General features: G+C 64.3%; 27 protein-coding genes and 1 tRNA gene. 12 read left to right on the forward strand and 16 right to left on the reverse strand.

The genetic code is table 11. The features are described 5' to 3' along the window. Window positions 1-8 precede the first annotated feature (8 nt). From pyrF to dapB, 3 genes are all read left to right on the forward strand, one after another. On the forward strand, window positions 9-743 hold the full coding sequence (gene pyrF / locus DXH78_RS05560) for an orotidine-5'-phosphate decarboxylase (protein ID WP_115516125.1): 735 nt from the start codon (window positions 9-11) through the stop codon (window positions 741-743). A 20-nt stretch (window positions 744-763) separates the two neighbouring features. Next, window positions 764-1,066 carry a DUF1330 domain-containing protein gene (locus DXH78_RS05565; RefSeq protein WP_115516126.1) on the forward strand — a complete coding sequence of 101 codons (303 nt, stop codon included), beginning with the start codon at window positions 764-766 and terminating at the stop codon, window positions 1,064-1,066. A 61-nt stretch (window positions 1,067-1,127) separates the two neighbouring features. Then, window positions 1,128-1,943, forward strand: coding sequence for a 4-hydroxy-tetrahydrodipicolinate reductase (dapB, locus tag DXH78_RS05570; RefSeq protein WP_115516127.1), 816 nt, complete (start codon window positions 1,128-1,130; stop codon window positions 1,941-1,943). Between the two features lie 12 nt (window positions 1,944-1,955). On the opposite strand, the gene gpmI is transcribed toward dapB, so the two are convergent. Further along, window positions 1,956-3,479: a 2,3-bisphosphoglycerate-independent phosphoglycerate mutase gene (gene gpmI, locus DXH78_RS05575; protein WP_115516128.1), complete on the reverse strand. Its 1,524-nt coding sequence runs from the start codon at window positions 3,477-3,479 to the stop codon at window positions 1,956-1,958. Between the two features lie 114 nt (window positions 3,480-3,593). On the opposite strand from gpmI, the gene DXH78_RS05580 reads away from it, so the two are divergent. Beyond that, window positions 3,594-4,979 carry a CoA transferase gene (locus DXH78_RS05580; RefSeq protein ID WP_115516129.1) on the forward strand — a complete coding sequence of 462 codons (1,386 nt, stop codon included), beginning with the start codon at window positions 3,594-3,596 and terminating at the stop codon, window positions 4,977-4,979. 3 nt (window positions 4,980-4,982) lie between these two features. On the opposite strand, the gene DXH78_RS05585 is transcribed toward DXH78_RS05580, so the two are convergent. Both DXH78_RS05585 and DXH78_RS05590 read right to left on the reverse strand, forming a co-directional pair. Beyond that, the gene (locus DXH78_RS05585; protein WP_115516130.1) at window positions 4,983-5,900 is read right to left on the reverse strand and encodes a methylated-DNA--[protein]-cysteine S-methyltransferase; all 918 of its coding nucleotides are present in this window, start codon (window positions 5,898-5,900) and stop codon (window positions 4,983-4,985) included. Between the two features lie 49 nt (window positions 5,901-5,949). Then, the gene (locus tag DXH78_RS05590; RefSeq protein ID WP_115516131.1) at window positions 5,950-6,462 is read right to left on the reverse strand and encodes a DUF2244 domain-containing protein; all 513 of its coding nucleotides are present in this window, start codon (window positions 6,460-6,462) and stop codon (window positions 5,950-5,952) included. Window positions 6,463-6,484: 22 nt separating this feature from the next. Between DXH78_RS05590 and nth the strand changes: the two genes are divergently transcribed. After that, window positions 6,485-7,279: an endonuclease III gene (gene nth, locus DXH78_RS05595; protein ID WP_115516132.1), complete on the forward strand. Its 795-nt coding sequence runs from the start codon at window positions 6,485-6,487 to the stop codon at window positions 7,277-7,279. A gap of 1 nt (window position 7,280) precedes the next feature. On the opposite strand, the gene DXH78_RS05600 is transcribed toward nth, so the two are convergent. Together DXH78_RS05600 and DXH78_RS05605 are read right to left on the reverse strand one after the other, a co-directional pair. Beyond that, on the reverse strand, window positions 7,281-8,012 hold the full coding sequence (locus DXH78_RS05600) for a sulfate transporter family protein (protein ID WP_115516133.1): 732 nt from the start codon (window positions 8,010-8,012) through the stop codon (window positions 7,281-7,283). A gap of 47 nt (window positions 8,013-8,059) precedes the next feature. Then, a complete protein-coding gene (locus DXH78_RS05605) occupies window positions 8,060-8,863 on the reverse strand; it encodes a YiiX/YebB-like N1pC/P60 family cysteine hydrolase (protein ID WP_115516134.1) in 804 nt (267 codons plus the stop codon). 253 nt (window positions 8,864-9,116) lie between these two features. Here DXH78_RS05605 and DXH78_RS05610 point away from each other — a divergent pair, with 253 nt between their 5' ends. Beyond that, entirely contained in the window at window positions 9,117-9,788 is a 672-nt protein-coding gene (locus DXH78_RS05610) for a Dph6-related ATP pyrophosphatase (RefSeq protein ID WP_115516135.1), read from the forward strand. Here the strand turns inward: DXH78_RS05610 and pheT are convergent. The 4 genes from pheT to rpmI form a co-directional block, all read right to left on the reverse strand. Continuing rightward, window positions 9,785-12,193 carry a phenylalanine--tRNA ligase subunit beta gene (gene pheT, locus DXH78_RS05615; RefSeq protein ID WP_115516136.1) on the reverse strand — a complete coding sequence of 803 codons (2,409 nt, stop codon included), beginning with the start codon at window positions 12,191-12,193 and terminating at the stop codon, window positions 9,785-9,787. The two genes, DXH78_RS05610 and pheT, sit on opposite strands and share 4 nt — an antisense overlap. Beyond that, complete coding sequence (gene pheS / locus DXH78_RS05620) at window positions 12,190-13,272, reverse strand: phenylalanine--tRNA ligase subunit alpha (protein ID WP_115517735.1); 1,083 nt, start codon at window positions 13,270-13,272, stop codon at window positions 12,190-12,192. Before pheS ends, pheT begins: the two co-directional genes overlap by 4 nt. A 126-nt stretch (window positions 13,273-13,398) precedes the next feature. Continuing rightward, the gene (gene rplT / locus DXH78_RS05625; RefSeq protein WP_115516137.1) at window positions 13,399-13,779 is read right to left on the reverse strand and encodes a 50S ribosomal protein L20; all 381 of its coding nucleotides are present in this window, start codon (window positions 13,777-13,779) and stop codon (window positions 13,399-13,401) included. Window positions 13,780-13,838: 59 nt separating this feature from the next. Further along, window positions 13,839-14,039, reverse strand: a complete 201-nt coding sequence (gene rpmI / locus DXH78_RS05630) for a 50S ribosomal protein L35 (protein WP_115516138.1) — start codon at window positions 14,037-14,039, stop codon at window positions 13,839-13,841. 356 nt (window positions 14,040-14,395) lie between these two features. Between rpmI and DXH78_RS05635 the strand changes: the two genes are divergently transcribed. Further along, a complete protein-coding gene (locus DXH78_RS05635) occupies window positions 14,396-14,788 on the forward strand; it encodes a hypothetical protein (protein WP_245416742.1) in 393 nt (130 codons plus the stop codon). Between the two features lie 72 nt (window positions 14,789-14,860). Here the strand turns inward: DXH78_RS05635 and infC are convergent, their stop codons facing one another. The 3 genes from infC to DXH78_RS05650 all read right to left on the reverse strand — a co-directional run bounded on the left by infC (window position 14,861) and on the right by DXH78_RS05650 (window position 18,092). Next, on the reverse strand, window positions 14,861-15,400 hold the full coding sequence (infC, locus tag DXH78_RS05640) for a translation initiation factor IF-3 (RefSeq protein WP_210209564.1): 540 nt from the start codon (window positions 15,398-15,400) through the stop codon (window positions 14,861-14,863). 112 nt (window positions 15,401-15,512) lie between these two features. Continuing rightward, window positions 15,513-16,802 (reverse strand): glycosyltransferase, encoded by a 1,290-nt coding sequence (locus DXH78_RS05645; RefSeq protein WP_115516140.1) that lies wholly within the window; start codon window positions 16,800-16,802, stop codon window positions 15,513-15,515. A gap of 33 nt (window positions 16,803-16,835) precedes the next feature. Continuing rightward, a complete protein-coding gene (locus DXH78_RS05650) occupies window positions 16,836-18,092 on the reverse strand; it encodes a glycosyltransferase (protein ID WP_115516141.1) in 1,257 nt (418 codons plus the stop codon). 45 nt (window positions 18,093-18,137) lie between these two features. Between DXH78_RS05650 and DXH78_RS05655 the strand changes: the two genes are divergently transcribed. Further along, the gene (locus tag DXH78_RS05655; RefSeq protein WP_115516142.1) at window positions 18,138-18,917 is read left to right on the forward strand and encodes an alpha/beta hydrolase; all 780 of its coding nucleotides are present in this window, start codon (window positions 18,138-18,140) and stop codon (window positions 18,915-18,917) included. An 81-nt stretch (window positions 18,918-18,998) separates the two neighbouring features. Here DXH78_RS05655 and queG read toward each other — a convergent pair whose 3' ends face one another. Both queG and DXH78_RS05665 read right to left on the reverse strand, forming a co-directional pair. Next, complete coding sequence (gene queG, locus DXH78_RS05660) at window positions 18,999-20,114, reverse strand: tRNA epoxyqueuosine(34) reductase QueG (protein ID WP_245416850.1); 1,116 nt, start codon at window positions 20,112-20,114, stop codon at window positions 18,999-19,001. Beyond that, complete coding sequence (locus DXH78_RS05665; RefSeq protein ID WP_115516143.1) at window positions 20,111-20,803, reverse strand: glutathione S-transferase family protein; 693 nt, start codon at window positions 20,801-20,803, stop codon at window positions 20,111-20,113. Before DXH78_RS05665 ends, queG begins: the two co-directional genes overlap by 4 nt. Before the next feature lie 220 nt (window positions 20,804-21,023). On the opposite strand from DXH78_RS05665, the gene DXH78_RS05670 reads away from it, so the two are divergent. Next, window positions 21,024-21,863, forward strand: a complete 840-nt coding sequence (locus DXH78_RS05670; protein ID WP_115516144.1) for an undecaprenyl-diphosphate phosphatase — start codon at window positions 21,024-21,026, stop codon at window positions 21,861-21,863. 52 nt (window positions 21,864-21,915) lie between these two features. Here DXH78_RS05670 and DXH78_RS05675 read toward each other — a convergent pair whose 3' ends face one another. Further along, entirely contained in the window at window positions 21,916-23,079 is a 1,164-nt protein-coding gene (locus DXH78_RS05675) for an alpha-hydroxy acid oxidase (RefSeq protein WP_115516145.1), read from the reverse strand. A gap of 69 nt (window positions 23,080-23,148) precedes the next feature. Beyond that, window positions 23,149-24,126 (reverse strand): complex I NDUFA9 subunit family protein, encoded by a 978-nt coding sequence (locus tag DXH78_RS05680; RefSeq protein WP_115516146.1) that lies wholly within the window; start codon window positions 24,124-24,126, stop codon window positions 23,149-23,151. Window positions 24,127-24,309: 183 nt separating this feature from the next. On the opposite strand from DXH78_RS05680, the gene DXH78_RS05685 reads away from it, so the two are divergent. The 3 genes from DXH78_RS05685 (at window position 24,310) to lptC (ending at window position 26,012) form a co-directional block, all read left to right on the forward strand. Beyond that, window positions 24,310-24,396, forward strand: a tRNA-Leu gene (locus DXH78_RS05685). Between the two features lie 137 nt (window positions 24,397-24,533). After that, window positions 24,534-25,160, forward strand: coding sequence for a ribonuclease D (locus DXH78_RS05690; protein ID WP_115516147.1), 627 nt, complete (start codon window positions 24,534-24,536; stop codon window positions 25,158-25,160). Between the two features lie 138 nt (window positions 25,161-25,298). Next, window positions 25,299-26,012 (forward strand): LPS export ABC transporter periplasmic protein LptC, encoded by a 714-nt coding sequence (gene lptC, locus DXH78_RS05695; protein ID WP_115516148.1) that lies wholly within the window; start codon window positions 25,299-25,301, stop codon window positions 26,010-26,012. Window positions 26,013-26,014 lie beyond the last annotated feature (2 nt).

Here is a 26,014-nt window from a genome sequence, read left to right on the forward strand (position 1 = left end):
CGCGCGACATGGAGAATCCGTTGCCGATCGACCCGAAAGACCGCCTGATTGTCGCGCTCGATGTGCCGACGGTGAGTGATGCCGAGGCGATGGTGTCGCGCATTGGCCCGGCGGCGACGTTCTACAAGATCGGCTATCAGCTCGGCCTTGCCGGCGGCTTGCCCTTTGCCGCCGGCCTCATCGCGGCGGGCAAGCAGGTGTTTCTCGATTTCAAGCTGCACGATATCGGTAACACCATCACGCATGGCGTCGCCAGCGTCGCCAATATGGGTGCGACCTTCCTCACCGTGCATGCGTATCCGCAAACCATGAAGGCGGCGGCCGAAGGCGCGCGCGGCTCGAAACTGAAAATTCTCGCGGTTACCGTGCTCACCTCCTATGACGACAAGGATCTCGTCGAGGCCGGCTATGCGCTCAGCGTCGGGCCGTTGGTTGCCAAACGTGCGGCGCAGGCACGCGCGATCGGCATCGATGGTCTCGTGTGCTCGCCGGAAGAAGCGGCCAATCTGCGCGGCATTGTCGGCAATGACATGTCGCTGGTGACGCCGGGCATTCGTCCGGCTGGCAGCGCTGCCGGCGACCAGAAGCGCATCATGACGCCCGCGCGCGCGATTGCCGCTGGCGCCGATTATCTGGTTGTCGGCCGGCCGATCGTTGAGGCTGCCGATCCGAAGGCGGCCGCGGCAGCGATCGTCGATGAAATTGCGCAGGCAAAGGCACAACAGCAACAGCAACAGCAATAGCGGCGGAACGAGGAAACGACATGGCCAAGGCCTATTGGATCGCGCGCGTCGATGTTCACGATGAGGACGGCTACAAACCGTATTCGCTGGCCAACGCCGCGATTTTCAAGAAATACGGCGGGCGTTTCATTGTGCGCGGCGGCCCGTTCGAGGCGGTCGAAGGCCAGGCCCGCAACCGCAATGTTGTGATCGAGTTCGCCGACCTGGCCACCGCCAAGGCCTGCTACAACTCGCCGGAATACCAGGCCAACCTGAAAATCCGGCTGGCGCACTCCACCGGAGAACTGGTGATCGTCGAGGGCTATGACGGCCCGCAGCCCTGAGACGTGACAGGGGCCATCCTGCCCCGCTATACCCCTGCCGTCAGGTCCGGGAGCGTAACCGATGGCTGAAATGCGTTTGATCGTGACGGGAGCCGGCGGCCGCATGGGCCGTACGCTGGTCAAGGCCATTGCCGAGAGCAAGGATTTCACGCTTGCCGGCGCGCTGGAAGACGCGCGTTCGCCGCTGATCGGCTGGGACGCCGGTCACCTTGCCGGTATCGGCGAAAACGGGGTCAAGCTGTCGGGCGACATTGCCCCGCTTCTGGCCAACGCTGATGGCATTGTCGATTTCACCGCACCGGCTGCATCGCTGGAGTATGCGGCGCGGGCCGCTGCCACCGGCAAGGTTCACGTCATCGGCACCACCGGCATGAGCGCCGGCGATGATGGCAAGGTCGCCGAGGCGGCCAAGGGCGCGGTTATCGTCAAGTCGGGCAACATGAGTCTCGGTGTCAATCTCCTGGCGGCGCTGACCAAGCGTGTGGCCAAGACGCTCGACCAGATCTACGACATCGAAATTCTCGAAATGCATCACAATCAGAAGGTCGATGCGCCGTCGGGGACCGCGTTGCTGCTCGGCCGTGCCGCGGCGGAAGGCCGGCAGATCGATCTCAACCAACGTTCGGTACGTTCGCGCGACGGCCACACCGGCGCGCGCGAGCCGGGCGACATCGGCTTTGCCACTTTGCGCGGCGGCAGCGTTGTCGGTGAGCACACGGTGATGTTCGCCGGTCCCGCCGAGCGCATCGAGCTCACGCACAAGGCCGAGGACCGGATGATCTTCGCCCGCGGCGCGCTGCACGCGGCGCTGTGGGCGAAGAAGCAGAAGCCCGGTCTTTATTCGATGATGGATGTACTTGGGCTAAAGGATTTTTGAGGAAAGACGACCTTAACCCTGCATCAATGACGTGCCCGTCATCTCGGCCGGCTTGGGCAATCCCATCAATTCGAGCAAAGTCGGCGCGATGTCGGCGAGGCGGCCTTCTTTGACGACGATGCGGTTGCCGGCGCCCATCAGAATCAGCGGCACCGGATTGAGCGTGTGCGCCGTATGCGGGCCGCCGGTGTCCGGATCGACCATCATCTCGGCGTTGCCGTGATCGGCCGTGACGAGCAGTGCCCCGCCCATCTGTTCGATAGCCTTGGCGATTTTTCCTAATCCGGTATCGACCGTCTCCACAGCCTTGACCGCCGCCGGAATGCTGCCGGTATGACCAACCATGTCGGCATTGGCGAAGTTCAGCACGATCAGGTCGTATTTGCCTGACGTGATTGCTTCCACCGCCTTGTCGGTCAGTTCGGGCGCCGACATTTCCGGTTGCAGGTCGTAGGTCGCGACTTTCGGCGAAGGCACCATGATGCGGTCTTCGCCGTTAAAGGGCTCTTCGCGCCCCCCGTTGAGGAAATACGTGACATGCGGATACTTTTCGGTTTCCGCCATGCGCAACTGTGTGCGGTGCGCGGCGGCGACGACCTCGCCGAGGATGTTGGGAAAGCTCTGCGGCGGAAAGATCGTCGCCATCAGTTTGTCGAGGCCTTCGCTGTACTGCGCCATGCCGACAGCGGCGGCGACCTTCATCGTGCGGTTGCGCGCGAAGCCGTCGAAGGCTGGATCGAGGATCGCGTCGAGGATCTCGCGCACACGGTCGGCGCGGAAGTTGAAGCAAAGGACGCCGTCGCCGTCCTTCATGCCGCTGTAGTCGCCGATGGCGGCCGGGAGGATGAATTCGTCGGTGATCTTGTTAGCGTAGGCGTCGGCGATGGCAGCCTGCGCATCGGCAAAGCGTGCGCCTTCGCCCGACACGATGGCGTCATAGGCCTTCGACACGCGCTCCCACCTTTTGTCGCGGTCCATGGCGTAATAGCGACCGATCACCGTCGCGATCTTTGCCGTCGCCGGCAGCGCGGCGGTGAAGGTCTTGAGATAACCGGCGGCCGCTTGCGGCGGCGTATCGCGGCCGTCGGTAAGCGCATGCACGGCCACGGGGATGCCGGCGTCCGTCAGAATTTTTGCGAGCGCAACAGCGTGGTTCTGGTGCGAATGCACGCCGCCGGGCGAGACGAGGCCGACAAGATGGCAGGTGCCGCCGCTGGCCTTCAGCTTAGCAATCAGAGCGGTGACAGCCGGCGCCCTGGCGATCTCGCCCGAGGTGATCGCGTCGTCGATGCGCGGCAGGTCCTGCATCACCACACGGCCGGCGCCGATGTTGAGGTGCCCGACTTCGGAATTGCCCATCTGCCCGGTTGGCAGGCCGACGTCATTGCCGGACGTGCGCAGGAAACCGTGCGGACAAGTCGCCCAGAGCCGGTCGAAGGTCGGGGTCTTCGCCTCGCGAACGGCATTGGCGGTGGCGTCCTCGCGCCAGCCCCAGCCGTCGAGCACAACAAGCATGACAGGACGGCGCTTCTGCATTGGAAAATCCCGGTTTTAGTCAATTTCGGGGTTTTTGAAGGATCGCGGTTCTATCGTCAACTAAACCCGGAATAAGCTGGCGCAAGAGTACCGCCCCACTTAAAGGCCTTCGCAATGATCGATCCGCGCAATGTGCTCAGAACGGTCTGGACCGGGCTCGGTCACGACCCGACGGCGCTGGATCGTGTCGATCTTACCGGCGCCGAGCCGGTATTGCCGTCATCCTTCGCGGTCGGCACGGCGATGCAGGCGAGCGTCGCCGCCTCGGCGCTGGCCGCCGCCGAAGTGTGGAAAGCGCGCATGGGCAAGGCGCAGCGTGTCGGGGTCGACATGCGCGCGGCGGCGATCGCGGCGCGCAGCGAACGTTATCTGCAGATTGAAGGCCAGCCTGCGCCGGAGCTGTGGGACAAGATCGCCGGCGCCTATCAATGCAGCGATGGCCGTTACGTGCGGCTACACACGAACTTTCCGCATCATCGCGACGGCGTGCTGAAGCTACTCGGCTGCGCCTATGAAAAGGCTGCCGTGACCGAGGCGCTGAAGGGCTGGAAGGCATTCGACTTCGAGCAGGCTGCCGCCGACGCGAATCTGGTTGTCGCCGCGATGCGCAGCTTCGATGAATGGGACGCGCATCCGCAAGGCCAGGCGATCGCGCGGCTGCCGTTGATGTCGGTCGAACGCATTGGTGAAGCCGCGCCGCGCGGATGGCCGGAAGGTGCCCGTCCGCTTGCCGGCATCAAGGTGCTCGATCTCACCCGTATCATTGCTGGCCCGGTCGGCACGTTGACCCTCGCCGCGCATGGCGCCAATGTCATGCTGGTGACGTCACCTAACCTGCCATCGGTGGCGCCGCTGGTCATCGACACTGGTCGCGGCAAGCTCTCGACGCATATCGACCTGCACGACGCCCAGGGCCGCGACGCCTTCGCGGCCTTGCTGCGCGAGGCCGACATCGTGGTGCAGGGCTATCGTCCGGGCGGGCTTGCAGCGCTCGGTTTTGCTCCTGATGCTGCCGCACGCGTCAATCCCGGCATCGTCTATGTGTCGCTATGCGCCTATTCGCATGAAGGCCCGTGGGCCGGGCGGCGGGGCTTCGACTCGCTGGTGCAGACGGCAAGCGGCTTCAACGATGCCGAGGCGAAGGCCGCCGGCATCGAAGGGCCGAAGCCGCTGCCCGCGCAGATTCTCGATCATGCCTCCGGCTATCTGCTGGCCTTCGCCGCGATGACCGCGCTGCGCCGCCAGCGCGCCGAAGGCGGGTCATGGCATGTGCGCCTGTCGCTTGCGCAGACCGGCCGCTGGCTGCGATCGCTCGGCCGTGTCGATGGCGTCAACGCGCATGATCCGGCGCGAGGCGACGTGCTCGATTGTCTGGAAGAAAGCGATTCGGGTTTCGGCCGGCTGTCGGCGGTGCGTCATCCGGCACTGATGAGCGAAACGCCGCCGTATTGGTCGCGACCGTCGGTGCCGCTCGGCACGCACCCGCCAGCCTGGCCGTAAGCCTCAGCCGCTGCCGGCCATGCCGGCTTCCCAGCCGAGCATAGCGCGCTTGCGCGTGATGCCCCAGTGATAGCCGGTCAGTTCGCCGCTCTTGCCGATGACGCGGTGGCACGGCACCACGAATGAAATTGGATTCTTGCCGACGGCGGCGCCGACCGCGCGTGGCGCTTTCGGCACGCCGGCGCGCGTGGCAAGATCGGAATAAGTGGTGAGCTTGCCGAGCGGGATGGTGAGCAGCTTTTCCCAGACGCGCACTTCGAAATCGGTGCCGATCAATACGACGCGCAGCGGCTGGTCTTCCTTCCATTGCGCCGAATCGAAGATCCGTCGCGCGGTCGGCGCAGTGGCGGCATAGTCCTCGACATAGGTCGCGCGCGGCCAGCGCCGTTTCATGTCGTCGAGCGCGGCGCGCTCTTCGCCGGGATCGGCGAATGCAAGCCCGGCAAGTCCGCGCGGCGCCAGCATGACCAGCGCCATGCCGAAAGGCGAGGGATGATAGCCATAAGTCATTGTCAGGCCATCGCCGCCGGCCTTCCATTCGCCGGGCGACATCGACTCGTGGGTGACGAATAAATCATGCAACCGTCCGGGGCCGGACAGGCCAACTTCGTAAGCGGTGTCGAGTACGCTCACCGAGGCGCGCAGCAGCGCGCGGGCGCTGTCGAGCGTCAGCGCCTGCAGAAAAGCCTTGGGCGGCAGGCCGCACCAGCGGCGGAATAAATGATGCAGTTCGGTCGGCGTAACGCCGGCGGCGTCGGCAATCGCTTCGACTTCGGGCTGCGCGCGCCAGTTGCCGCGGATATGGGCGATGGCGCGGCGCACGATGTTGTAATCAGCCGCCGCGGTGGTGAGTTCGGCGAAATCGCCGAAGCGGCTCCTGATGGCCGGCTTTGTAGATGCAGTGGCGGTGCCTGTGTTCATACTGGTTATCTAAGGCGGTGACCGGAGGCGGGCCACCCGGTTTCTGACGTCAGGGTAGGGCCGTGCGCACCGGGCCGCGTTTGGCGTCGCCCAGCGCGCGCGTGAGGGCCTCGGCAAAACCGGCCTTTTCGTCGGGGCCGAGGAAACTGGCGATGGTGAGTTGCTTGCCATGGCTGACCAGAAACAGCCGGGCGATGCCGTATTCTTCGTACTCGTCTTTTTCGAGCCGCGCCCACAGCGGGTTGAGCGACCATTCGCGTGCCCGCCCGTTGTGACTGACTTTGCGCACCGTCAGCGCCGACGGCGTCACGGTGACTTCCTCGAAGGCGGCGGCGCGGCGATAGTTGATGCGGAAGGCGATGAACAGCAGCAGCACGTCGAGGCCGAAGAAGCCGAACACCGGCCAGGCACCCATGGCCAGGAAGGCAACGCCGGCAAGGAAGCTCGCCACCCCGAACGCCATCATCAGCACCAGGAAGCCGAGATTGCCCAGCGACCGGTGCGGTGTGATCACCGCATAAAACAGGGTTGGTTCGAGCGTGTCGCGATTGTCCGCCGTCATGGGGGCGATTATACCGGAAATCATGGCGAAAAAATCGGCCCGCAAAAAGGTTTCAGGCTCGGCTAAGCCCTCGGTGCAGAAGGCGCTGGCAAAGGCAAAAAAAGGCAGCGCGGCCAAGGTAAAACCGGCGCCGAAGCGTCAGCAGGCCGACCTCAAGGCGTCGCACGGCGTCTCGAAGCCGATGACGGCGGCGCAGATCCAAGAGGCCTTCCGCCGCTGGGAGGCCGCCAATCCCGAGCCGACCACGGAATTGACCTATACCAACCCGTTCACGCTGCTGGTCGCGGTGGTGCTGTCGGCGCAGGCGACCGATGCCGGGGTCAACAAGGCGACGCCGGCTCTGTTTGCGCTCGCCGATACGCCGGCGAAGATGGCGGCGCTGGGCGAAGACCGCATCCGCGATCTGATCAAGACCATCGGCCTGTTCCGCACCAAGGCGAAGAACGTGGCGATGCTGGCGCACATCCTCGTGTCGCAGCATGGCGGGCAGGTGCCGAGAACGCGTGAGGCGCTGGAAGCGTTACCGGGCGTCGGCCGCAAGACGGCGAATGTCGTGCTCAACACCGCGTTCGGCGAACACACCATCGCCGTCGATACGCACATCTTTCGCGTCGGCAACCGCACCGGCATGGCACCGGGCAAGACGGTGAATGATGTCGAAATGAAGCTCGAGCAGGTGATCCCGCCCGAGTACAAGCGCCATGCGCATCACTGGCTGATCCTGCATGGCCGCTACACCTGCATCGCGCGCAAACCCTTATGCGAGCGCTGCGTGATCGCCGACCTGTGCCAGTGGCCAGGGAAGACGGTGATGTAGGCTACCGTACTGGCTCGATCAGTTCGACACGTCGCCCGGCCAGCTTCTTTTGAATGTGGACCATGAAGGCCATGGCGAAAATCGGCGTCGCGAAATTCAGCAGCGGGATCGACACGAAGGCGGCGATCACCATGCCGGCCATGAAGACATAACCGGAATTGGCCTTGCGCATGGCCGTCGCCTCGGCGGGCGGCCGGAAGCGCATGGCGGCGAGATCGAAATATTCGCGGCTGAGCAGATAGGCGTTGGCGAAGAACAGAATAAGGAAGCCGAAGCCGGCAAACAGCATAAAGGGCAGCGCGATAAAATAAACGAGTAGCGACAGCAGCGCGATCTTGATGCCTTCGATGATGCCCGTCATCAGCGGCAGCGCGGTGCCGACTGGATCGACCGGGTAGTGCTCGCGCTCGACGGCGTCCGCCACCTCATCGACGAAGAAGCTGCCGACCAGCGCCGATACCGGCGGCATCAGGAAGACCGCGCCGGTGATGATGCCGAGACTCGCCATGATCGACAAAATCCAGGCCAGCGCCGCCCATACCGAATGCGACGCCCAACCGGAGGTCTGCTCGGCCCAGGTGGCGCCTGAATCGGCCAGGCCCGCCAGCAGGCGTTGTAGGGCAATGCCGATGATCACGATGATCAGCAGGGCAAGCCCCACAGCTTTGATCAGCACCCCGCGCAGCGGCGGCGTGAACATCTGGGCGAAGGCTTTGCTGGCGGCGTCGAGCATGGGGAAACAGTTAGGAACAAGCAGGCCGCGTGGCAAGTCCTTGCCCGTCAGGCCGCCGATTTCTCGGGCAGCTCATCCGCCGGCGCCAGCGCCACGGCGTCGGCGACCGGCAGATCAGCCCAGGCCACCGCTTTGTAGTCGAAGCCGCGCTCGATGGTCGGCTTCACCACCTGGAAGTAAGGCGAGATATCGAAGTCGCGCGGGGCGTAGAGGGAGGAGTGGCGGATTTCGAGGATTTCCGCGCGTTCGGCGTCAGATTCGGCACATGTGACTTTCGGCAGGATCGGATAGCGCACATATTCGAAGGCCTGCGCGATCAGCGCCGAGCAGATGATGCGCGTCGGATGGCCGGAGCCGAGTGCCAGCATGTGACGGCGGAAACGGCGCGGCACCGGCAGCGGAAATAGATAGCGCGCCAGATCGAGGATGTTCTTGACGTCGTAATCGAAGCCGATGCGCTCGCAGGCAAAGTTGCAGACACGGATGCGGTCGTCGTCGGACAGGCCCACCGGCCGGCAGATGCGCGTATGCGCGTTGCCGTATTTCGACAGCGGCACGGCGACGACGCCCTTGCCAAGCTCGGCTTCGACCAAGCTGAGGGCCTCACCCGACGGGGAGACGCGATCTCCGATCGGTCCGGTATAGAGCGCGGCGTGTGACCAGGTCGATTGCGTAAGATACTTGATGACGCCGGCGATGTGGCTGTTGCCTTCGATCAGCAGCACGTCACCGGGCCGAAGCGTCGCGGCCAGGGCGTCGGCGCGGCCGGGCGTAAACTCGTGATAGCCCGCTTCGGGCTTGCCGAGATAGCGGGCAATCAGATGCCCGATGCCGTTGCTAACCCACCCCATGACGTCTGTGCGCGTCCCCGCGCCCTCGCTGACACGTTCCCAATTCGACGATCGCGCTTTTCGCGTCTGGTTGTTGCATGAGCCTAGGCAAGACAGATTGCGAAACAGTTCCTGGTCTGCCGATCGGGGCAAGGATTCGTTAGGCACAAAAATGCCCGTTTTATCGGAATTTTTGTACTTTCTGGACGTTAGCCGGTAAGCTTTCACACACCATGTTGCTGCGTGGCGGCCGCCACCGTGCTAGCTCTTCGTCATGAACAAACCAAAAGCTCTCATCGCCTGGTCGAGCGGCAAGGACTGTGCCTGGGCGCTGCATGAGGCGCGCCAGAGCGGCGACTATGACATTGTCGGCGCGCTGACGACGGTGACGGACAGCTTCCGGCGCGTGTCCATGCACGGCGTGCGCGAAGAATTGTTGGCGGCGCAGCTTGCGGCCGCCGAACTGCCGTCGGTCACGGTACGCATCCCCTATCCCTGCCCGAATGACATTTATGAGCGCGAGATGGCCAAAGCGCTGGAGCGTGCGCGGGCCGATGGCGTGACCCATGTCATTTTCGGCGATCTGTTTCTCGCCGACCTGCGCGCCTATCGCGAGGAGAAGATGAAGTCCGTCGGCATGGCATGCGTGTTTCCGCTGTGGCAGCGGCCGACCCACGCTCTGGCGCGTGCCATGATCGCCGGTGGCGTCGAAGCACATCTCGCGGTGGTCGATGTGAGCAAGCTCGATGCGTCGTTCGCGGGCCGTCGCTTCGACGATGCGCTGCTCGCCGCCTTGCCTCCCGACATCGATCCGTGTGGTGAGAACGGCGAGTTTCACTCTTTCGTTGCCGCCGGGCCGATGCTCAGGCGGCGTATCGCCGTGAGCAAAGGCGAGACGGTGGAGCGGGACGGCTTCGCTTTTGCGGATCTGCTGCCGGCTGCTTAGCCGCGCAGCACGCCGCCGGTGCGCTTGGACACGTCCGCGACGATCTTCTGGCCGAGCGCGTCGATCTCGGCGTCCGTCATGGTTTTGTCGCTGGGCTGAATGGTGACGGCGATCGCCACCGACTTCTTGCCCGGCTCGATCCCCTTGCCTTCATAGACGTCGAACACGGCGACGCCAGCGATCAGCTTCTTGTCGGCATTCTGCGCGGCGCGCACGATGTCGCCGGCCTTGACCTGGGCATCAACGACAAACGCAAAATCGCGCTCGACCGGCTGGAACGGCGATAGTTCGAGCAGCGGCTTGGCGCGCGTCGGCTTGGCCTTGGTCGGCGGAATGTTGTCGAGGATGACCTCGTAGCCGACCAGCGGGCCGTCGATCTTCAGCGCGGTGAGAATCCGCGGATGAATTTCGCCGAAGTGACCGATGACATTTTGCGGGCCTATCTGGATGGTGCCAGAGCGACCCGGATGAAACCACGCCGGTCCGCCGGGCGCGATCTGCAGCGCCTGCATCGGCGCGCCGGCCGCGGCCAGCGCGGCGAAGGCGTCGGCCTTGGCGTCGAACACATCGATCGGCTCGGTCTTGCCCGACCAATGACGGCCGGCGCCCGCGGGTTTCGCCAGCGCACGGCGCACGCCGCTCGCGGCGATGAACTGGTTTTCCGGCTTGTCGCCCTTGAAGATCTGTCCGACCTCGAACAGCGCGACATCGGGATAGCCGCGGTCAGCGTTCTTCTGGGCCGAGGCGATCAGGCCCGGCAGCAGGCTCGGCCGCATATCGGAGAGTTCGGCCGCAATGGGGTTGGCGAGCGCCAGTTCGGGCTGACCGCCGCCGAACAACTCGGCTTCGCGCTTGGGCACGAAGGACCACGTCACAGCTTCGACGAGACCACGCGCCGCCAGGGCGCGCTTGGCCTTGCGGGTGCGCAACTGGATCGGCGTGAGAACGGGCTTGCGCGCATTATCGTCACGCGGGAACGGCGTCGAGGGTACGGCATCAACGCCGGTGATGCGTAGCAACTCCTCAACAATATCGGCACGGTCATGCACATCCGGTCGCCATGACGGCACTGCGACCTTGAAGCGGTCGCTTGGTCCGGCCACGAAGAAGCCGAGACGCTCCAGCGTGCGCCTGGCTTCGACCACCGGCAGCTTGATGCCGACCAGGCGCTCCAGTTCGCTTACCGGGTAATCGATGACGACTTCCTTGGGCTTCGGATTGCCGGCAACGACGATCTCGGACGGCTCACCGCCGCACAGATCCATGACCATCTTGGTCGCCAGTTCGAGACCGGGCACCATGAAATTCGGATCGACGCCGCGCTCGAAGCGATACCGCGCGTCGGTGTTGATGCCGAGCTTGCGGCCTGTCTGCGCGATGTTGAGTTCGTCCCACAGCGCCGATTCGATCAGCACGTCTGTGGTCGACTCGTCGCAGCCCGATTCCTCGCCACCCATGATGCCGGCGAGAGATTCGACGGCACGTTCGTCGGCAATCACGCACATGGCGGCGTCGAGTTCATAGGTGCGGCCGTCGAGCGCCAGCAGGGTCTCGCCATTCTTCGCGCGGCGAACCGTAAGATTGCCCGTCACCTTCCTGGCGTCGAACACATGCAGCGGGCGGCCGCGGTCGAACGTGATGTAGTTGGTGATGTCGACGAGCGCATTGATCGGACGCAGGCCGATTGCGGTGAGCCGCTTCTGCAGCCATTCCGGTGACGGTCCGTTCTTGACGCCGCGCACCAGACGCAGACCGAAGCCCGGGCACAGGATCGGGTCTTCGATGGTCACCTTCACTGGGCAGGGAAACTTGCCTTCGACGCGTGCCGGCGTGTTCTCGATGTACTCGCCGATCAAGGTGGCGCCGAGATCGCGCGCGATGCCGTTGACCGAGGTGCAGTCGGAGCGGTTCGGTGTCAGGTTGATTTCGATCACCGGCTCGGTGAGGCCGAGCACCTCGGCAAACGGCTTGCCGATCGGTGCGTCGGCCGGCATTTCGATGATGCCGTCGCTGTCGGCGTTGAAGCCGATTTCCGCGCCGGAGATCATCATGCCTTGCGATTCAACGCCGCGAATTTTGCCAACGGAAAGCGTAATGTCCTTCGCCGGGATGTAGGTGCCGGGCAGGCCGAGTACGGTCTTGAGACCCGCGCGCGCATTCGGCGCGCCGCAGACGATCTGCAGCGGCGTGCCGCTGCCGTTATCGACCTTGCAGACGCGCAAGCGGTCGGCGTTCGGATGTTGCACGGCTTCGAGGATCTGTACGACCTTGAACGGCTCGTATTCCTTGGTCTTGTCTTCGACATGCTCGACCTCGAGCCCGATCATGGTGAGCTTGTCGACGATCTCGTCGAGCGAGGCCGTGGTGGTGAAGTGATCCTTCAGCCAGGAGAGGGTGAATTTCACGACGAAAGCCCTCCCGCGAGCGTCGGGAAGTCGAGCGGGCGAAAGCCGTAGTGATTGAGCCAGCGCACGTCGGCCTCGAAGAAGGCGCGCAGATCATTGATGCCGTATTTCAGCATGGCGATGCGATCGATGCCCATGCCCCAGGCGAAGCCCTGGTACTCGTCGGGATCGAGGCCGCAATTGCGCAGCACATTCGGGTGCACCATGCCGCAGCCGAGAATCTCCAGCCAGTCATTGCCTTCGCCGAAGCGAATTTCGCCTTTGTCGCGGCGGCACTGGATATCGACTTCCATCGACGGTTCGGTGAATGGAAAGAATGACGGCCGGAAGCGCATCTTGACGTTGTCGACTTCGAAGAACGCCTTGCAAAATTCCTCGAGAATCCACTTGAGGTGACCGAGATGCGAGCCCTTGTCGATGACGAGGCCCTCGACCTGGTGGAACATCGGCGTATGCGTCTGGTCCGAATCGGAGCGATAGGTGCGCCCCGGGCAGATGACGCGGATCGGCGGCTTGTTGGCCAGCATTGTACGCACCTGCACCGGCGACGTATGCGTGCGCAGCAGCAGCCGCGAACCGTCGGGCTTCGGCGGGAAATAGAACGTGTCGTGCATTTCCCGGGCCGGGTGGCCTTCGGGAAAATTCAGTTTGGTGAAGTTGTAGTCGTCGGTCTCGATATCCGGACCTTCGGCGACGGCGAACCCCATATCGGCGAAAATCGCGGTGAGTTCGTCGATCACCTGGCTGATCGGATGCACGCGGCCGGCTTCGGCCTGCGCTTCGCGGACCGGCAGCGTGACGTCGACGGTCTCGGAGGCGAGACGCGCGTCGAGCGCGGCGGCGGCGAGGCTTTCCCTGGCGGCTGCGATCGCGGCGCCGACCTTGTCCTTGAGCCCGTTGATAGCCGGGCCCTTCTCCTTACGCTCGTCCGGCGTCATGGCGCCGAGCGTTTTCAGGAGCGCCGACACCGAGCCGCTTTTGCCGAGCGCGGCGACGCGGACGGCTTCGAGCGCCGCTTCATCCTTGGCAGCGCCGATGGCGGTGAGAAGTTCGGATTCAAGCTTGGCGATGTCGGACATGAAAACCCCATGCACCGTCATCATCCGCGAAAGCGGACGATCCAGTAACCCCCGCGCACGCGATTGATTGAAAGCCGGTGGTTACTGAGTCCCCCGCTGTCGCGGGGGACGACACCTTGTGGCTATTTAAGCGGTCGCCGCTTCGGCCTGCGCCGGCAGCGCGGCCTTCACCTTCTCGACGATGGCCGCAAAGGCCGCCGGCTCGTTGATCGCGAGATCAGACAGAACCTTGCGGTCGAGATTGAGGCCGGACTTGGTGAGACCGTCGATGAAGCGCGAATAGTTCAGGCCGAACGGACGCACAGCGGCGTTGAGGCGCTGGATCCAGAGCGCGCGGAACGTACGCTTCTTGCGCTTGCGATCGCGGAACGCGTACTGGCCGGCCTTCTCCACCGCCTGCTTGGCGATGCGGATGGTGTTCTTGCGGCGGCCGTAAAAGCCTTTCGCGGCCTTGTAGACTTTCTTGTGCTTGGCGTGAGCGGTGACGCCACGTTTAACGCGGGCCATGGGGAAACTCCTTCAGCTAATCTGGCAAACGGTTGGGTCAGGCGATCGGGAAATACGGTTCAGCCGTTGGGCAGAAAGTATTTCTTGATGTTGTCGCCGTCGGTCTTGAACAGCACAGCGGTGCCGCGATGCTCGCGGATCTGCTTGGTGGTGCGCTTGATCATGCCGTGACGTTTGCCGGACTGCTGGAATTTCACCTTGCCGGTCGCGGTGATTTTGAAGCGCTTTTTAGCGCCCGATTTGGTCTTCAGCTTGGGCATTTTGCTCTCCTGAAGGCCTGTGACTGGGTCACGGCCAAAATTCAGCCGAAGGCGAAAAGCCTCTGGCCGGTGCTCGGAATTGAGCGGGTATCGCCGCCACGGCAGCCCTTGTCGGCCGGTCGGCGAGAGCGCGGTGTATGCCAGAGCCGGGAAGAATTATCAACAGCCGCCGCCACGACGCGGTTCCGAGCGGTTAAATGCGACAAAAGTGCCAAAAATACAAGTAAATCAGAAGCTTATGGAGCCCAGCTGGCCTCGGCAACCGCTGGCACCCCGGCGCGTTACCGCCGGGGCGCGAAAGCTCCGTGCCATTGTCAGTTTCGGTGGGCGAAAGGCCCCTTTTTGGGAGATATGGCGTGACCCACTCAAAAATGGCGGCTTCGTTCGGCCCGGCCGGTTTCCCGGCTGCCGCGGCACTCGTCTGCGGCTGGTTGCTGGCGGCGCCGGCCCACGCTGCGCCGCATGACGGGCGCTGGAGCGTGGTCGTGATCACCGAGAAGGGCAGTTGCGACCAGGCGTATCGCTATGAGGTCGCTGTCAATGACGGCAAGGTGGAATATGTCGGTCGTGAGCAGGTGAATTTTTCCGGCACCGTCGGGGCCGGCGGTGCGGTCAAAGTGAATATCCGTCTAGGCGAGCAGGGCGCGACCGGCTCCGGCAAATTGTCCGGCAGCAATGGCGCCGGCACCTGGCAAGGCACCGGCAACAGCGGCAGTTGCGCCGGCCGCTGGGAAGCCGAACGTCGCTAGTCCGCAGACGGCCTGAAACGCAAAACGCGCCGGTTTCCCGGCGCGTTTGTCATTTGAGGTCGAGAACCAAAATCAGCGCGGCGCCAGCAGCATGACCATCTGGCGGCCTTCGAAGCGCGGTTCCGACTCGACCTTGGAAATCTTGTCGGTGTCTTCCTTCACCCGCTGCAGCAGCTTGTAGCCGAGTTCCTGGTGCGCCATTTCGCGGCCGCGGAAACGCAAGGTGATCTTGACCTTGTCGCCTTCCTCGAAGAACCGCTGCATCGAGCGCATCTTCACCTGGTAATCGTGATCGTCGATCATCGGGCGGAGCTTGATCTCCTTGATCTCGACGACCTTCTGCTTCTTGCGGGCTTCCGCGGCCTTTTTCTGCGCCTGGAATTTGTACTTGCCGTAATCCAGGATCTTGGCGACGGGAGGCGTGGAATTCGGGGCGATCTCGACGAGGTCAAGACCGGCCGCCTGGGCGAGCCCGATGGCGGTTTCAGTGGCGACGACACCCTTGTTGTCGCCAGTGGCATCGATCAACTGAACCTCGCGGGAGCGGATCTCTTCGTTGACGCGCGGACCATCCTTTGGGGCGGGCATCGCGGCTTTCATCGGACGACGAATGGCACTTCTCTCCTCTGTTGTTGAAACGGTAGGCGACTATAGCATCGGGCGCTTTTCGAGTCCAAAAGGCCGAGCCGCCGCTATTTGAAGATCGGTATAAAGTCGCGATAAGTCAACGCGGTTCCCGCCGGCTTTTTGGCTGCCCGCCGGCCAGTCCCCGGTAGAGCGCGAGCATGCGCCCGGCGGCCATCGACGCATCGAAATGGTCGATTACCCAGGCGCGGCCGCGCCGGCCCATGGCTGCACGGGCCTGCTCCGGCGTGGACATCAGCCGGAACACGGCGGCGGCCAGTGCCTCGGGGTCGCCAGCGGGGCAGCGGATACCGGTCGCCCGGTTGTCCGGCACCGCCGGCGCGGTCAGGACGACATCGGGGCCGGCGGCGAGATCGGATACGATCACCGGGCGGGCCATGGCCTGGGCCTCGAGCAGGGCGCGCTGCACGCCCTCGAGCTGGACTGCCGCCGAGATGACCACCGACGCGGCAGCATAGGCGGCCGGCATGTCGCGCACCGGCGCCGCCATGCGGACGAAATCCATCAGGCCGTGGGCCACGACCAGATCCCAGAGTTCGCCGGTGTAGGCGGTATTGCCGCGATCCTCGCCGACGAAGACGCAGACGAAATCGGTGAGGCCGCGGTCCTTCAGCGCCTTGATCGCCTCGACCACAACGTGATGGCCTTTGCGGCGGACGAGGCGGCCTGTCACCATGAATACCTTCGTCTCCGGTTCAACCCCGAAGGCACGGCGGATCGCGCTCACGCGCTCCCACGTCACCGCGGCGGGATCGAACGCCGCAAAGTCGATGCTGATCGGCACCACGGCGAGGCGCTGCCATGGCGTGCCGTAACGCTCGTGCACCAGCTCGGCGATGTCGTCGCAAGTGGCGATGACGCGGTCGCCGCGCGCCATCACGCCGTTATAGAAACGCTTGAGCGGATTGTTTTCGCTGAAGCCCTTGGTCCAGCCGGTGACGAAGGCAATGCCGCGGCGCCGGGCGGCCAGCGCCGCGCTCCACGCCCCGGCACGGCCCAGCGCATGAATGACGTCGCAGTCGCGGCGGCGCGCGATGCGCATCAGCGTCACCGCGTTGCGCAGCATCACGAATGGATTCTTGCTGGCGACATCGAGGGCGACGAACTCACCGCCGAGTTTGATGACGTCGCCGATCAAGCGACCCGAACGCGCCGCGACGATGGCATGATGGCCGGCGGATTTAAGAATACGCACCAGCTCGACCGCGCCGTATTCGGCGGAGCCTTCGTCGAGGGTTGGCACCACGATCAGGACGGTGATCGGCTTGGCGGCAGTCTGGTTTGAATTGGCCGGCGCCGGCGGATCGAGCGCGTCCGGCAACTGCGGCGCAGGGGACGCTGGAATTCTCGATGGTCCGGTGGAAGCCATGAAGCCTTTGCCGAAGCGAGAGGGAATGGATCGTCAGCGGTCGCGCGCCAGCAGCGATGTGTAGACACCGCGTATGGCCTCGGCGACGCTGGAGGGAGAGAACATGAATTCGGCGAACTGCCGCGCGCGGGCGCCGAGCGCCTCGGCGGTGGTGGCATCCAGCGCCAGCGCCGCGATCGTCGCGCGCGCCAATTCGTTGGCATTGCCGGGCCGCACGATCCAGCCGGTGCGCAAGTCCTCGCGCATGCGCGGCGGCGCCAGCACGTTTTCCGGCAGCGCTCCCACGGTGGTGGTGACGACGGGGCGGCCCATGGCCTGCGCTTCGGCAGCGGCGCGGCCGGTGAGCGGCGCCTCCAGTGACGGCACCACAACGACATCAGCGGCGGCCAGTGCCGTGCGCATGTCCATGCAGTGACCGACGATGCGCACCAGCGTATCGATGCCGTGCTCGCGCGCGCGCGTGGCCAGCGCGTGGCGATAGGCGGGATTGCTGCGGTCGTCGCCGACGAAGACGAAGCCGACGTTGCGGCTGCCGTTCGCCACCATCAGCCGCGCCGCGTCGATCATCACCATCTGGCCGTTCCACGGCGCGACGCGACCGGACACCAGCACGACCCGCATGTGCGGCAGCAAACCCCAGGTGCGGCGCATCGCGGCAATGCGATCGCTATTGACGAGAGTCGGCGACAAAGCCTCGGTGTCGACCGCGCGCGGGATGACGGTGATGCGGTCGGCTGGAATACGGTAGCGCTCGATCATCGCACGCGACACGTAGCTGGACGGCGCGATGACGCGATCGCCCAGCGCCAGCGGCCGCTGCAGGAAAGTTTGCAGCGAGGAGTTGGCGGGCAGCCGGTCGGGAAAGGACGTCACGGTATAAACCGGCTGCCGCGCGGTGGCGGCCAGCGCGCTGCGCGCGGCGGCGGCGCAATGCGCGTGCATGATGTCGATGCGTTCGCCGGCGATGAGGTGCTGCAGATGGCGCGTATTGCTGGTTACGCGCAGCGGATTGATCGTATCGGTGGTCATCGGCAGCCATTCGCCGCCGAAGGCGCGCAATTCACCGACCAGCGGGCCATCGCCGCCGGCCACGATGGCGCGGGCGCCGGCCTTGAGCAGCGTCAGTGCAATCTCGACGGCGGCCTGGCCAACGGCGTCGTCGCCGAGCGACGGGACCATTTGCAGGATGGTGGCGCCAGCAAGCGAGCGCGGGCGATCCTGCCGCGGCTGCGGAACGGGCTGCGGCCCCTTGCGTTGCGGGGCCAGTTGCGGCGAAAACTGAATGGCCAAGCGGTCTCTCACCCTCAACCGGTCTGTTCGCCCTCAAAGAGAATCATGAGCGAAATCCCAGTCACGAATCTGGCGGTCGAATCGCCTCACAGGACCATTGCCGTGCGCGCGCGCGAGAGCAAGGGGCAAGGCCATGAGAGGCCGGGCCTGGTCTGGCTCGGCGGTTTCAAATCGGACATGAAAGGCACCAAGGCGGTCGCGCTGGACGCCTGGGCGGAGGCCGAGGGCCGCGCCTGCCTGCGCTTCGACTATTCGGGCCATGGCGAATCGGGCGGCCGGTTCGAGGACGGCACCATCGGCCAGTGGCTCGAGGAGAGCCTTGCGGTGGTGACCCGTTACGCCAAGGGCCCGCAGGTGCTGATCGGCTCGTCGATGGGCGGCTGGATCGCGCTTTTGTTGGCGGCGAAGCTGCGCAAGTTAGCCGACGCGCCGCAGCTTGCCGGCATGGTGTTGATCGCGCCGGCGGTGGACTTCACCGAAGCGCTGATGTGGCAGGCCTTCAGCGACGACATCAAACGCGAGATCGAGACCAAAGGTTTCTGGACGCGGCCGTCGGAATACGACCCGGTCGGCTATCCGATTACCAGGGCGCTGATCGAGGACGGTCGCAAGCATCTGATGATGGGCGGCATGATCGAACCCGGTTGTCCGGTTCACATCCTGCAGGGCGTACAGGACCCGGACGTGCCGTGGCGTCACGCCGTCGAGCTGGTGTCGCGCATCGCGCGCGAGGACGTGGTGCTGACATTGATCAAGGACGGCGACCATCGCCTGTCGCGGCCGGAAGATCTGGAGCGGCTGATGAATGCGGTGGCGGAGTTCTAGAAATCTTGCCCCGGATGCGGCGCCGCACGAAGTGATGCGACGCAGATCCGGGGTCGCCAAAAAACACGGTGCTTGCAAGCATTAAGAAAGCGCGGCGCTCCACTCTTCCTGAACGCCCGCATCCTCATCATCGCGCTTCAACGCCTTCAATTCCTCGCGTCCCTTCAACCGGCTCAGCGCCCACACCGCCGCGCCGCGCACCAGCGGCGAGGCATCGCCGAGCAGACATTCGGCCTCGATCGCCAACGTTGCGTCGCCGGAATTGCCGATCGCATAGAGCACATTGCGCACGAAGCGGTCGCGGCCGGTGCGTTTGATTGAGGTCTTTGAGAACAGCACGCGGAATTGCGCGTCGTCGAGGCGGGCGAGGTCGGCAAGTTTCGGCGCGCGTAATGTCTCGCGCGCGGCAAGCTTGGCCTCGCGGCCGGCCTGCGCAAACTTGTTCCACGGGCACACGGCCAGACAATCGTCGCAGCCATAAATGCGGTTGCCCATCAGCGCGCGCAGGTCGCGCGGGATCGGGCCTTTGTGCTCGATGGTGAGATAGGACACGCAGCGCCGCGCATCGAGTCGATAAGGCTCGGGAAATGCCGCGGTCGGGCAGGCGTCGAGACAGGCGCGGCACGAGCCGCAACTGTCGTTCACGGCATCGTCGGCCGGCAATTCAAGCGTAGTGAAGATCGCGCCAAGAAACAGCCACGAGCCATAATCGCGCGACACCAGATTGGTGTGCTTGCCCTGCCAGCCGAGGCCGGCTTTGGCGGCGAGCGGTTTTTCCATTACCGCCGCGGTGTCGACGAACACTTTCACATCGCCGCCGGCATTCGCCACCAGCCAGCGCGCGATCTCTTTCAATCGCGCCTTGATCAGTTCGTGATAGTCGTCGCCTTTGGCATAGACCGAGATGCCGGCGCGGTCGCGCTGCTGCAAAATCCCGAGCGGGTTTTCGTCGGGGCCGTAGTTCATGCCCAGCATGATGACCGAGCGTACGTCCGGCCACAGCGCGAGCGGCGAGCCGCGGCGCTCGGCGGTTGTCTCCAGCCACACCATATCGCCATGAGCGCCGTCGGCGAGGAAGCGTTCGAGTCGCGCCTTGGCCTCAGGCACGGCATCGGGCCGCGTGATGCCGGCGATGTCGAAGCCGCGTTCTTTCGCGCGCGCGATCAGCGCGGCCTTGATCTCGGCAGGGCGTGTCAGAAGTCCAGGTCGGCGTAATGCTTGGCCGGTGGAATTCCGGCCAGCGTCTCGTTCAGCAGCGGACGGAAGGACGGGCGCGATTTCACCCGCGCGTACCAGACCCTCGCTGCCTCGTCTTCGTTCCACGGTACGTCGCCCAGATAATCGACGGATGACAGATGCGCCGCCGCCGCCAGATCGGCGAGGCTCAAGCGGTCGCCGGCCAGCCAATTCCGCGACCGCGCCAGCCAGCCGATATAGGCCAGATGATAGCGGATATTGTGCCGCGCGGCGCGCAAGCTCGCGGTGTCCGGCGGACCGCCGCCTTGCTCCAGCGTCATGTGGCGCTTGAAGACGCGTTCGGTCACCAGCGGACCGGACACCTCGGCATGGAATTTGTCGTTGAACCAGGATGCCAGCCGCCGGACCTCGACCCGTCCGCCGGATTCCATGGGTAACAAACCGTTAACGCCCTCGTCCACGGGGCGCGTTTCCTCGATGAATTCGGCGATGATCGCGGCGCCTGGCACCGGCGGGATGCCATCGGCGATCAGCACCGGAATCGTGCCGGCCGGATTGAGGATGAGGAACTCCTCGCGCCGCTCCCAGAACCGCTCCTCCACCAGGCGCGCGTCGATGTCATATTCGGCGAGGATCAGGCGGACAAAACGGGATAGCGGGCAGAGCGGTTGTTGCAGCAGGGTCAGCATGAAAGAGACCGGGGCGGGCAAATCGGGTGAGGCAGGGTCAGCGTGGCCCGACAAATCGGACCTCTGCTCTATATAACGAAACTCCTCCGCGCAAATTGGGCGTAAAGAATGGCGCCTGCCATCTTTTTCCAATTGCCATTGCGCCGGCTTCTAAGCCAAAAGCGCGGGCGTTCGTTCGCCGACCTCTCCCCGAACTGCCCATCCTTCGGAGTTATGCCTCATGTCTCTCGACGCCGCGAGCGGCTTGTTGTCGGGCCCCACTGTCGATCTGATCAAGGCCGCCATCCTTGGCATTGTCGAGGGCTTCACCGAATTCCTGCCCGTGTCGTCGACCGGCCATCTGCTCCTGATGGAAAAATTCATCGGCTGGGACGATGACGCCTTCGGCAAGTCTTTCGTCATCCTCATCCAGCTCGGCGCCATTCTGGCGCTGCTGACGATCTATTTCGGCCGCATCTGGTCGCTGGCAACCAACATGTTCACGCGCTGGGAGGCGACGCGCTTCGTCATCGGCATCCTGCTTGCCTTTCTGCCGGCGGCGGTGATCGGCGCGCTGGCCGGCAGCTATATCAAGGCCTATCTGTTCGATGTGCGTGTCGTCTGTATCACGCTGATCCTCGGCGGCTTCGTGCTGCTGATCGTCGACCGCATGAACCTCAAGCCGCGCCATCACGAGGCGACCGAGTTCTCGCTGCCGATGTATTTCGGCATCGGCGTCTGCCAGTGCCTCGCCATGATCCCCGGCGTGTCGCGCTCGGGCTCGACCATCGTCGCCGCCATGCTGTTCGGCGCCGATCGCCGCGCCGCCGCCGAATTCTCGTTCTGGCTGGCAATGCCGACCATGGTCGGCGCTTTCGCCTACGAAGCCTACAAGAGCCGCGCCGATCTCACCACCGATCACGTCACCGCCATCGCCGTCGGCTTCATCTTCGCGTTCATCTTCGGCATAATCGCGGTGAAGGCTTTGCTGCGCTATGTGCAGCGTCACACCTTCGCGCTGTTCGCGTGGTGGCGCATTCTGCTCGGCACCGCCGGCATCTTCGCGATGTATCTGGTTTAAAGGGTCGTCATTCCGGGTCCGCGCCTTTCAGGCGCGTTCCGGAAAGATCGGCTCAAACATTCCGCCGCTTGTCGCCGTAATCATCGTACAGAATATCGCGGCTGATCTCGCCGATGTTCTTCACGCCGGTAAGCGACATGGCGACACGAAGTTCCTCACCCATCAGGCTCAGCGTCTTGGCGACGCCGGCTTCGCCCATCGCGGCGAGTCCGTAGAGATAGGCACGGCCGATCAGGCAGCCTTTGGCGCCGAGCGCCAGCGCCTTCAGCACGTCCTGGCCCGAACGAATGCCGCCATCCATCAACACCTCAAGGCGATCGCCGACGGCCTCGGCGATGCGCGGTAGCACCGTCACCGTGCCCGGCGTGCCATCGAGTTGCCGGCCGCCGTGGTTCGACACAACGATGCCGTCGGCGCCTTCACTCGCCGCGATCTTGGCGTCCTCGGGGTCGAGAATGCCCTTGATGACGAGCTTGCCGGGCCAGCGCTTGCGGATCCACACCAGATCCTTCCACGACAGCGAGCGGTCGAAATTGTCGCCGCCCCAGCGACCGGCGGCCCAGATGTTGCCTTTCTGGCCGAGATAGTAATCGACATTGCCGAACGACTTGCGCTTGCCCAGCAGGACGCCGGCAAGCCAGGCCGGTTTGGTCATCATGTCAAACGCGTTGCGCGGCGTAAGTCGCGGCGGCACGGTAAGACCGTTCTTGATGTCGCAATGGCGCTGTCCCCGCATCGGCAAATCGACGGTGACGAACAGCGCCGTGCAGCCCGCATCTCTGGCGCGCTCGATGACCTGCTCGTTGAAGCCGGGATCCTTGAAGACATAAAGCTGGAACCAGAACGGGCCCTTGATCGCCGAGCGGACGTCCTCGATCGAGCAGATCGACATGGTGGACAGCGTCATGCGGATGCCGGCGGCTTCGGCCGCGCGCGCGGCCAGCATCTCGCCATCACGATGCATCAACCCGGTGAGGCCGGTCGGGGCGATGGCGATCGGCATCGCCACATCCTCGCCCAGCATCTTGGTCGTGAGATCGCGCGTCTCGGCGTCGATCATCACGCGCTGGCGAAAGCGAATGGCGTTGAGATCGTTGCGGTTGTTGGCGAGCGAGAGCTGGTCGTAGGAGCCGTGGTCGATATATTCGAAGATCGCCTTCGGCACCTTGCGCCTGGCAAGCTGGCGCAAGTCTTCAACGTTCGTAATGACCGGCATTTCACTCCCCGTTTATCGTCGTCGCGGCCCCGCCGGCTCTGCGGCCGGCTTTTGAACGGGGCGCGTCGTTCAGGCTGTCGCGCGATTCTTGAACTGGCCGGTCTTGCGGAAGCGCCACAGATAAGACGGCACGATCGCCTCGATCGGCTCCGGCGTGATGCCGATGCCGGGCAGCGTGCGCTTCTCCGCGATCGCGGCATCGGACACGACGTTGTCGGTACGCAGCATGTCGACCTGCCCCGGCGTCAGCGTCAGCGGCGACGGCGCGAACTGCAGGAGCTGCGCGTTGATCTTCGCCGCGAAGAACGGCAGCGGCACCAGCAGACGACGGCGCTCGATGGTGGCGAGGATGTACTGCATCAGTTCCTTGAAGGTCTTGACGTTCGGTCCGCCGAGTTCATAGGTCGCGCCCGCGGCGAGCCGGCCATCGACGGCATCGGCGATCGCGGTGGCAACGTCGCCGACGAACACCGGCTGGAACCGCGTCTTGCCGCCGCCGATCAGCGGCAGCACCGGCGACATGCGCGCCAGCGCGGCAAAGCGGTTGAAGAAATCGTCCTCCGGCCCGAACAGGATCGACGGCCGCATGATGACGGCGTCGGGCTGTGCCGCGAGCACCAGGCGCTCCGCCGCACCCTTGGAGCGGGCATAGCCCACGGCTGAATTTTCATCGGCGCCGATCGCCGAAACATGGATCATGCGCGCGCCATTGGCCGTGGCGGTGCGCGCCACCTGCTCGGCGCCCCGGGCGTGAACCGCATCGAAGCGCTGGCGGCTGCCTTCCTGCAGGATGCCGACCAGATTGATCAGCACCGACGCGTCGCGCGCGGCGGCCTCGATCGAGCCGGCGTCGCGAATATTGGCCTGGACGGCGTGGATCTGGCCGACCTTGCCGAGCGGCTGAAGATGGAAAGCGAGTTCGGGGCGGCGCACCGCAACCCGGATTCGGTAATCGCGCTTGGCCAGCGCCCGCACCAGATGCCGCCCGAGAAATCCCGAGCCGCCGTAAACCGTGACAAGGGTGTCGTTGTTGCTTCTGACGGTCATGTCCGCGCTCGCGTCGGTATTAAGAGGAAATCGGCCTTGCTTTGAGCCTTTATAGGCTGGTTGGGGGCCGCTTCAAGCCTGGCTTGAGCGCGCCTTGGCAGAGGAGCTGCGCGAGCGCGGCAGGCGCCACCGAAACCCTCAATTGACAAGCCGGATCATGGTCCTTACTAGACCCCGGCCCCTGCCCAGGTGGCGGAATTGGTAGACGCGCTGGCTTCAGGTGCCAGTGACCGAAAGGTCGTGAAGGTTCGAGTCCTTTCCTGGGCACCACGCCGCAGCGTTTTTTGATCGTTCGGCGCCGGATTTGGCGCTTGAAAATGCGGCCCTTTCGTCGTTTCTCCGGCGTAGGATAGCGATTCGGCGGGCGGCCCCTTGCGCGCGCCGCGCCTGAACAACCGGATTTGCGAATGACCGTCCGACTGCATCGCGGCGACCTGCCCAACCTCGACGCCTACAAAGGTGCCGTGGCCATCGATACCGAGACGCTCGGGCTCGATGTCAACCGCGACCGGCTCTGCGTCGTGCAGTTGTCGCCCGGCGACGGCTCGGCCGACGTGGTGCAGATCGCGGCCGGACAGAAGAACGCACCGAACATTCAGAAGCTGCTCGCCGATCCGGCGATCCTCAAGATCTTCCACTATGGCCGCTTCGACGTCGGCGTGATGTTCAACGCCTTCGGCGTCATGGCGGAGCCGGTCTATTGCACCAAGATCGCGTCGCGGCTGGTGCGGACCTACACCGACCGGCACGGTTTGAAGGATCTGACGCGCGAACTGCTCGGCGTCGATCTGTCGAAGCAGCAGCAATCCTCCGACTGGGGTGCGTCGGAACTCTCCGATGCCCAGGTGACCTACGCGGCAAGCGACGTGCTGTATCTGCATGCGCTGCGCGACAAGCTCGACGTCATGCTGGCGCGTGAGGGACGCACCGCTCTGGCGCAGGCCTGCTTCGGCTTCCTGCCCGAGCGAGTGAAGCTCGATCTCGCCGGTTGGGAAGACGAAGATATCTTCTCGCATTCGGTCAAGCCGGGCTGAACGCCGGCTTTTGAAGCATGGCGCGCCCGGATTTGCTTTTTTCCGCCGCGCAGGGGCCATATTCTCCCGGCAGCGTGCGGCGCGATCGGACAATATCCCTCTACGGGATGAAACAAGGAGCGCGGACGGCTTCCCAGCATGAACCGGGTCATCGCAGCCAAAGTCGATAACGAGACGGCGCGTGCGCACTGGGTCATGAGCCGCGCGCAAAGCGATCGTGCGTTCCGTGCTGCGCGGGGTCACAGCCGGCTGGTGCGGCTGCTGCGCGTCACCATTCCGGTTGCGATCGTCGTCATGCTTGTCGGCGCGTTTCTTGTCTCTTATTTCAACCCGGCGCGCATGTTGAAGGCGCTGCCGGTCAATCTCGACAATCTGGTCGTGTCGGGCACCAAGGTCACGATGGAAAAGCCGCGGCTGTCCGGTTTCACCAAGGATCAGCGCGCCTATGAATTCGTTGCCGAGGCGGCGGCGCAGGATCTGACCAAGCCGGACTTCGTCGAGCTGCGCAACATCGACGCCAAGGTGCAGATGGAAGACAACACGACGATGAAGATGACGGCGGCCACCGGCCTTTACGACACCAAGAAGGAAACGCTCAAACTTGAGCAGCAGATCTTCTTGTCGTCGGACTCAGGCTACAAAGGCCGTCTGACCGAAGCTCTCGTCGATGTGCGCACCGGCAATGTCGTGTCGGAGAAGCCGGTCGAGCTGGAAATGTTGCAGGGCATCCTCAACGCCAAGCGACTGGAAATCACCAATTCGGGTGACATCATCCGCTTCGAGAACGGCGTCAACCTGACCGTGATGCTCAACGGCCAGCCTTTGCCCAAAGAAAAGATCCCCGCGCGATGATG

Source organism: Undibacter mobilis, from assembly GCF_003367195.1.
In the GTDB taxonomy this organism is placed as follows: Bacteria; Pseudomonadota; Alphaproteobacteria; order Rhizobiales; family Xanthobacteraceae; genus Pseudolabrys; species Pseudolabrys mobilis.

Bases quoted from the DNA above. Each gene is read 5' to 3' on its own strand.
- gpmI (WP_115516128.1), bottom strand. From the start codon at position 3,479: ATGCAGAAGCGCCGTCCTGTCATGCTTGTTGTGCTCGACGGCTGGGGC.
- pyrF (WP_115516125.1), top strand. From the start codon at position 9: ATGGAGAATCCGTTGCCGATCGACCCGAAAGACCGCCTGATTGTCGCG.
- DXH78_RS05600 (WP_115516133.1), bottom strand. From the start codon at position 8,012: ATGCTCGACGCCGCCAGCAAAGCCTTCGCCCAGATGTTCACGCCGCCG.
- DXH78_RS05605 (WP_115516134.1), bottom strand. From the start codon at position 8,863: ATGGGGTGGGTTAGCAACGGCATCGGGCATCTGATTGCCCGCTATCTC.
- DXH78_RS05655 (WP_115516142.1), top strand. From the start codon at position 18,138: ATGAGCGAAATCCCAGTCACGAATCTGGCGGTCGAATCGCCTCACAGG.
- rpmI (WP_115516138.1), bottom strand. From the start codon at position 14,039: ATGCCCAAGCTGAAGACCAAATCGGGCGCTAAAAAGCGCTTCAAAATC.
- rplT (WP_115516137.1), bottom strand. From the start codon at position 13,779: ATGGCCCGCGTTAAACGTGGCGTCACCGCTCACGCCAAGCACAAGAAA.
- DXH78_RS05670 (WP_115516144.1), top strand. From the start codon at position 21,024: ATGTCTCTCGACGCCGCGAGCGGCTTGTTGTCGGGCCCCACTGTCGAT.
- lptC (WP_115516148.1), top strand. From the start codon at position 25,299: ATGAACCGGGTCATCGCAGCCAAAGTCGATAACGAGACGGCGCGTGCG.
- DXH78_RS05680 (WP_115516146.1), bottom strand. From the start codon at position 24,126: ATGACCGTCAGAAGCAACAACGACACCCTTGTCACGGTTTACGGCGGC.
- DXH78_RS05610 (WP_115516135.1), top strand. From the start codon at position 9,117: ATGAACAAACCAAAAGCTCTCATCGCCTGGTCGAGCGGCAAGGACTGT.
- pheS (WP_115517735.1), bottom strand. From the start codon at position 13,272: ATGTCCGACATCGCCAAGCTTGAATCCGAACTTCTCACCGCCATCGGC.
- nth (WP_115516132.1), top strand. From the start codon at position 6,485: ATGGCGAAAAAATCGGCCCGCAAAAAGGTTTCAGGCTCGGCTAAGCCC.
- DXH78_RS05690 (WP_115516147.1), top strand. From the start codon at position 24,534: ATGACCGTCCGACTGCATCGCGGCGACCTGCCCAACCTCGACGCCTAC.
- DXH78_RS05645 (WP_115516140.1), bottom strand. From the start codon at position 16,802: ATGGCTTCCACCGGACCATCGAGAATTCCAGCGTCCCCTGCGCCGCAG.
- DXH78_RS05580 (WP_115516129.1), top strand. From the start codon at position 3,594: ATGATCGATCCGCGCAATGTGCTCAGAACGGTCTGGACCGGGCTCGGT.
- DXH78_RS05565 (WP_115516126.1), top strand. From the start codon at position 764: ATGGCCAAGGCCTATTGGATCGCGCGCGTCGATGTTCACGATGAGGAC.
- DXH78_RS05675 (WP_115516145.1), bottom strand. From the start codon at position 23,079: ATGCCGGTCATTACGAACGTTGAAGACTTGCGCCAGCTTGCCAGGCGC.
- DXH78_RS05585 (WP_115516130.1), bottom strand. From the start codon at position 5,900: ATGAACACAGGCACCGCCACTGCATCTACAAAGCCGGCCATCAGGAGC.
- DXH78_RS05665 (WP_115516143.1), bottom strand. From the start codon at position 20,803: ATGCTGACCCTGCTGCAACAACCGCTCTGCCCGCTATCCCGTTTTGTC.
- DXH78_RS05590 (WP_115516131.1), bottom strand. From the start codon at position 6,462: ATGACGGCGGACAATCGCGACACGCTCGAACCAACCCTGTTTTATGCG.
- dapB (WP_115516127.1), top strand. From the start codon at position 1,128: ATGGCTGAAATGCGTTTGATCGTGACGGGAGCCGGCGGCCGCATGGGC.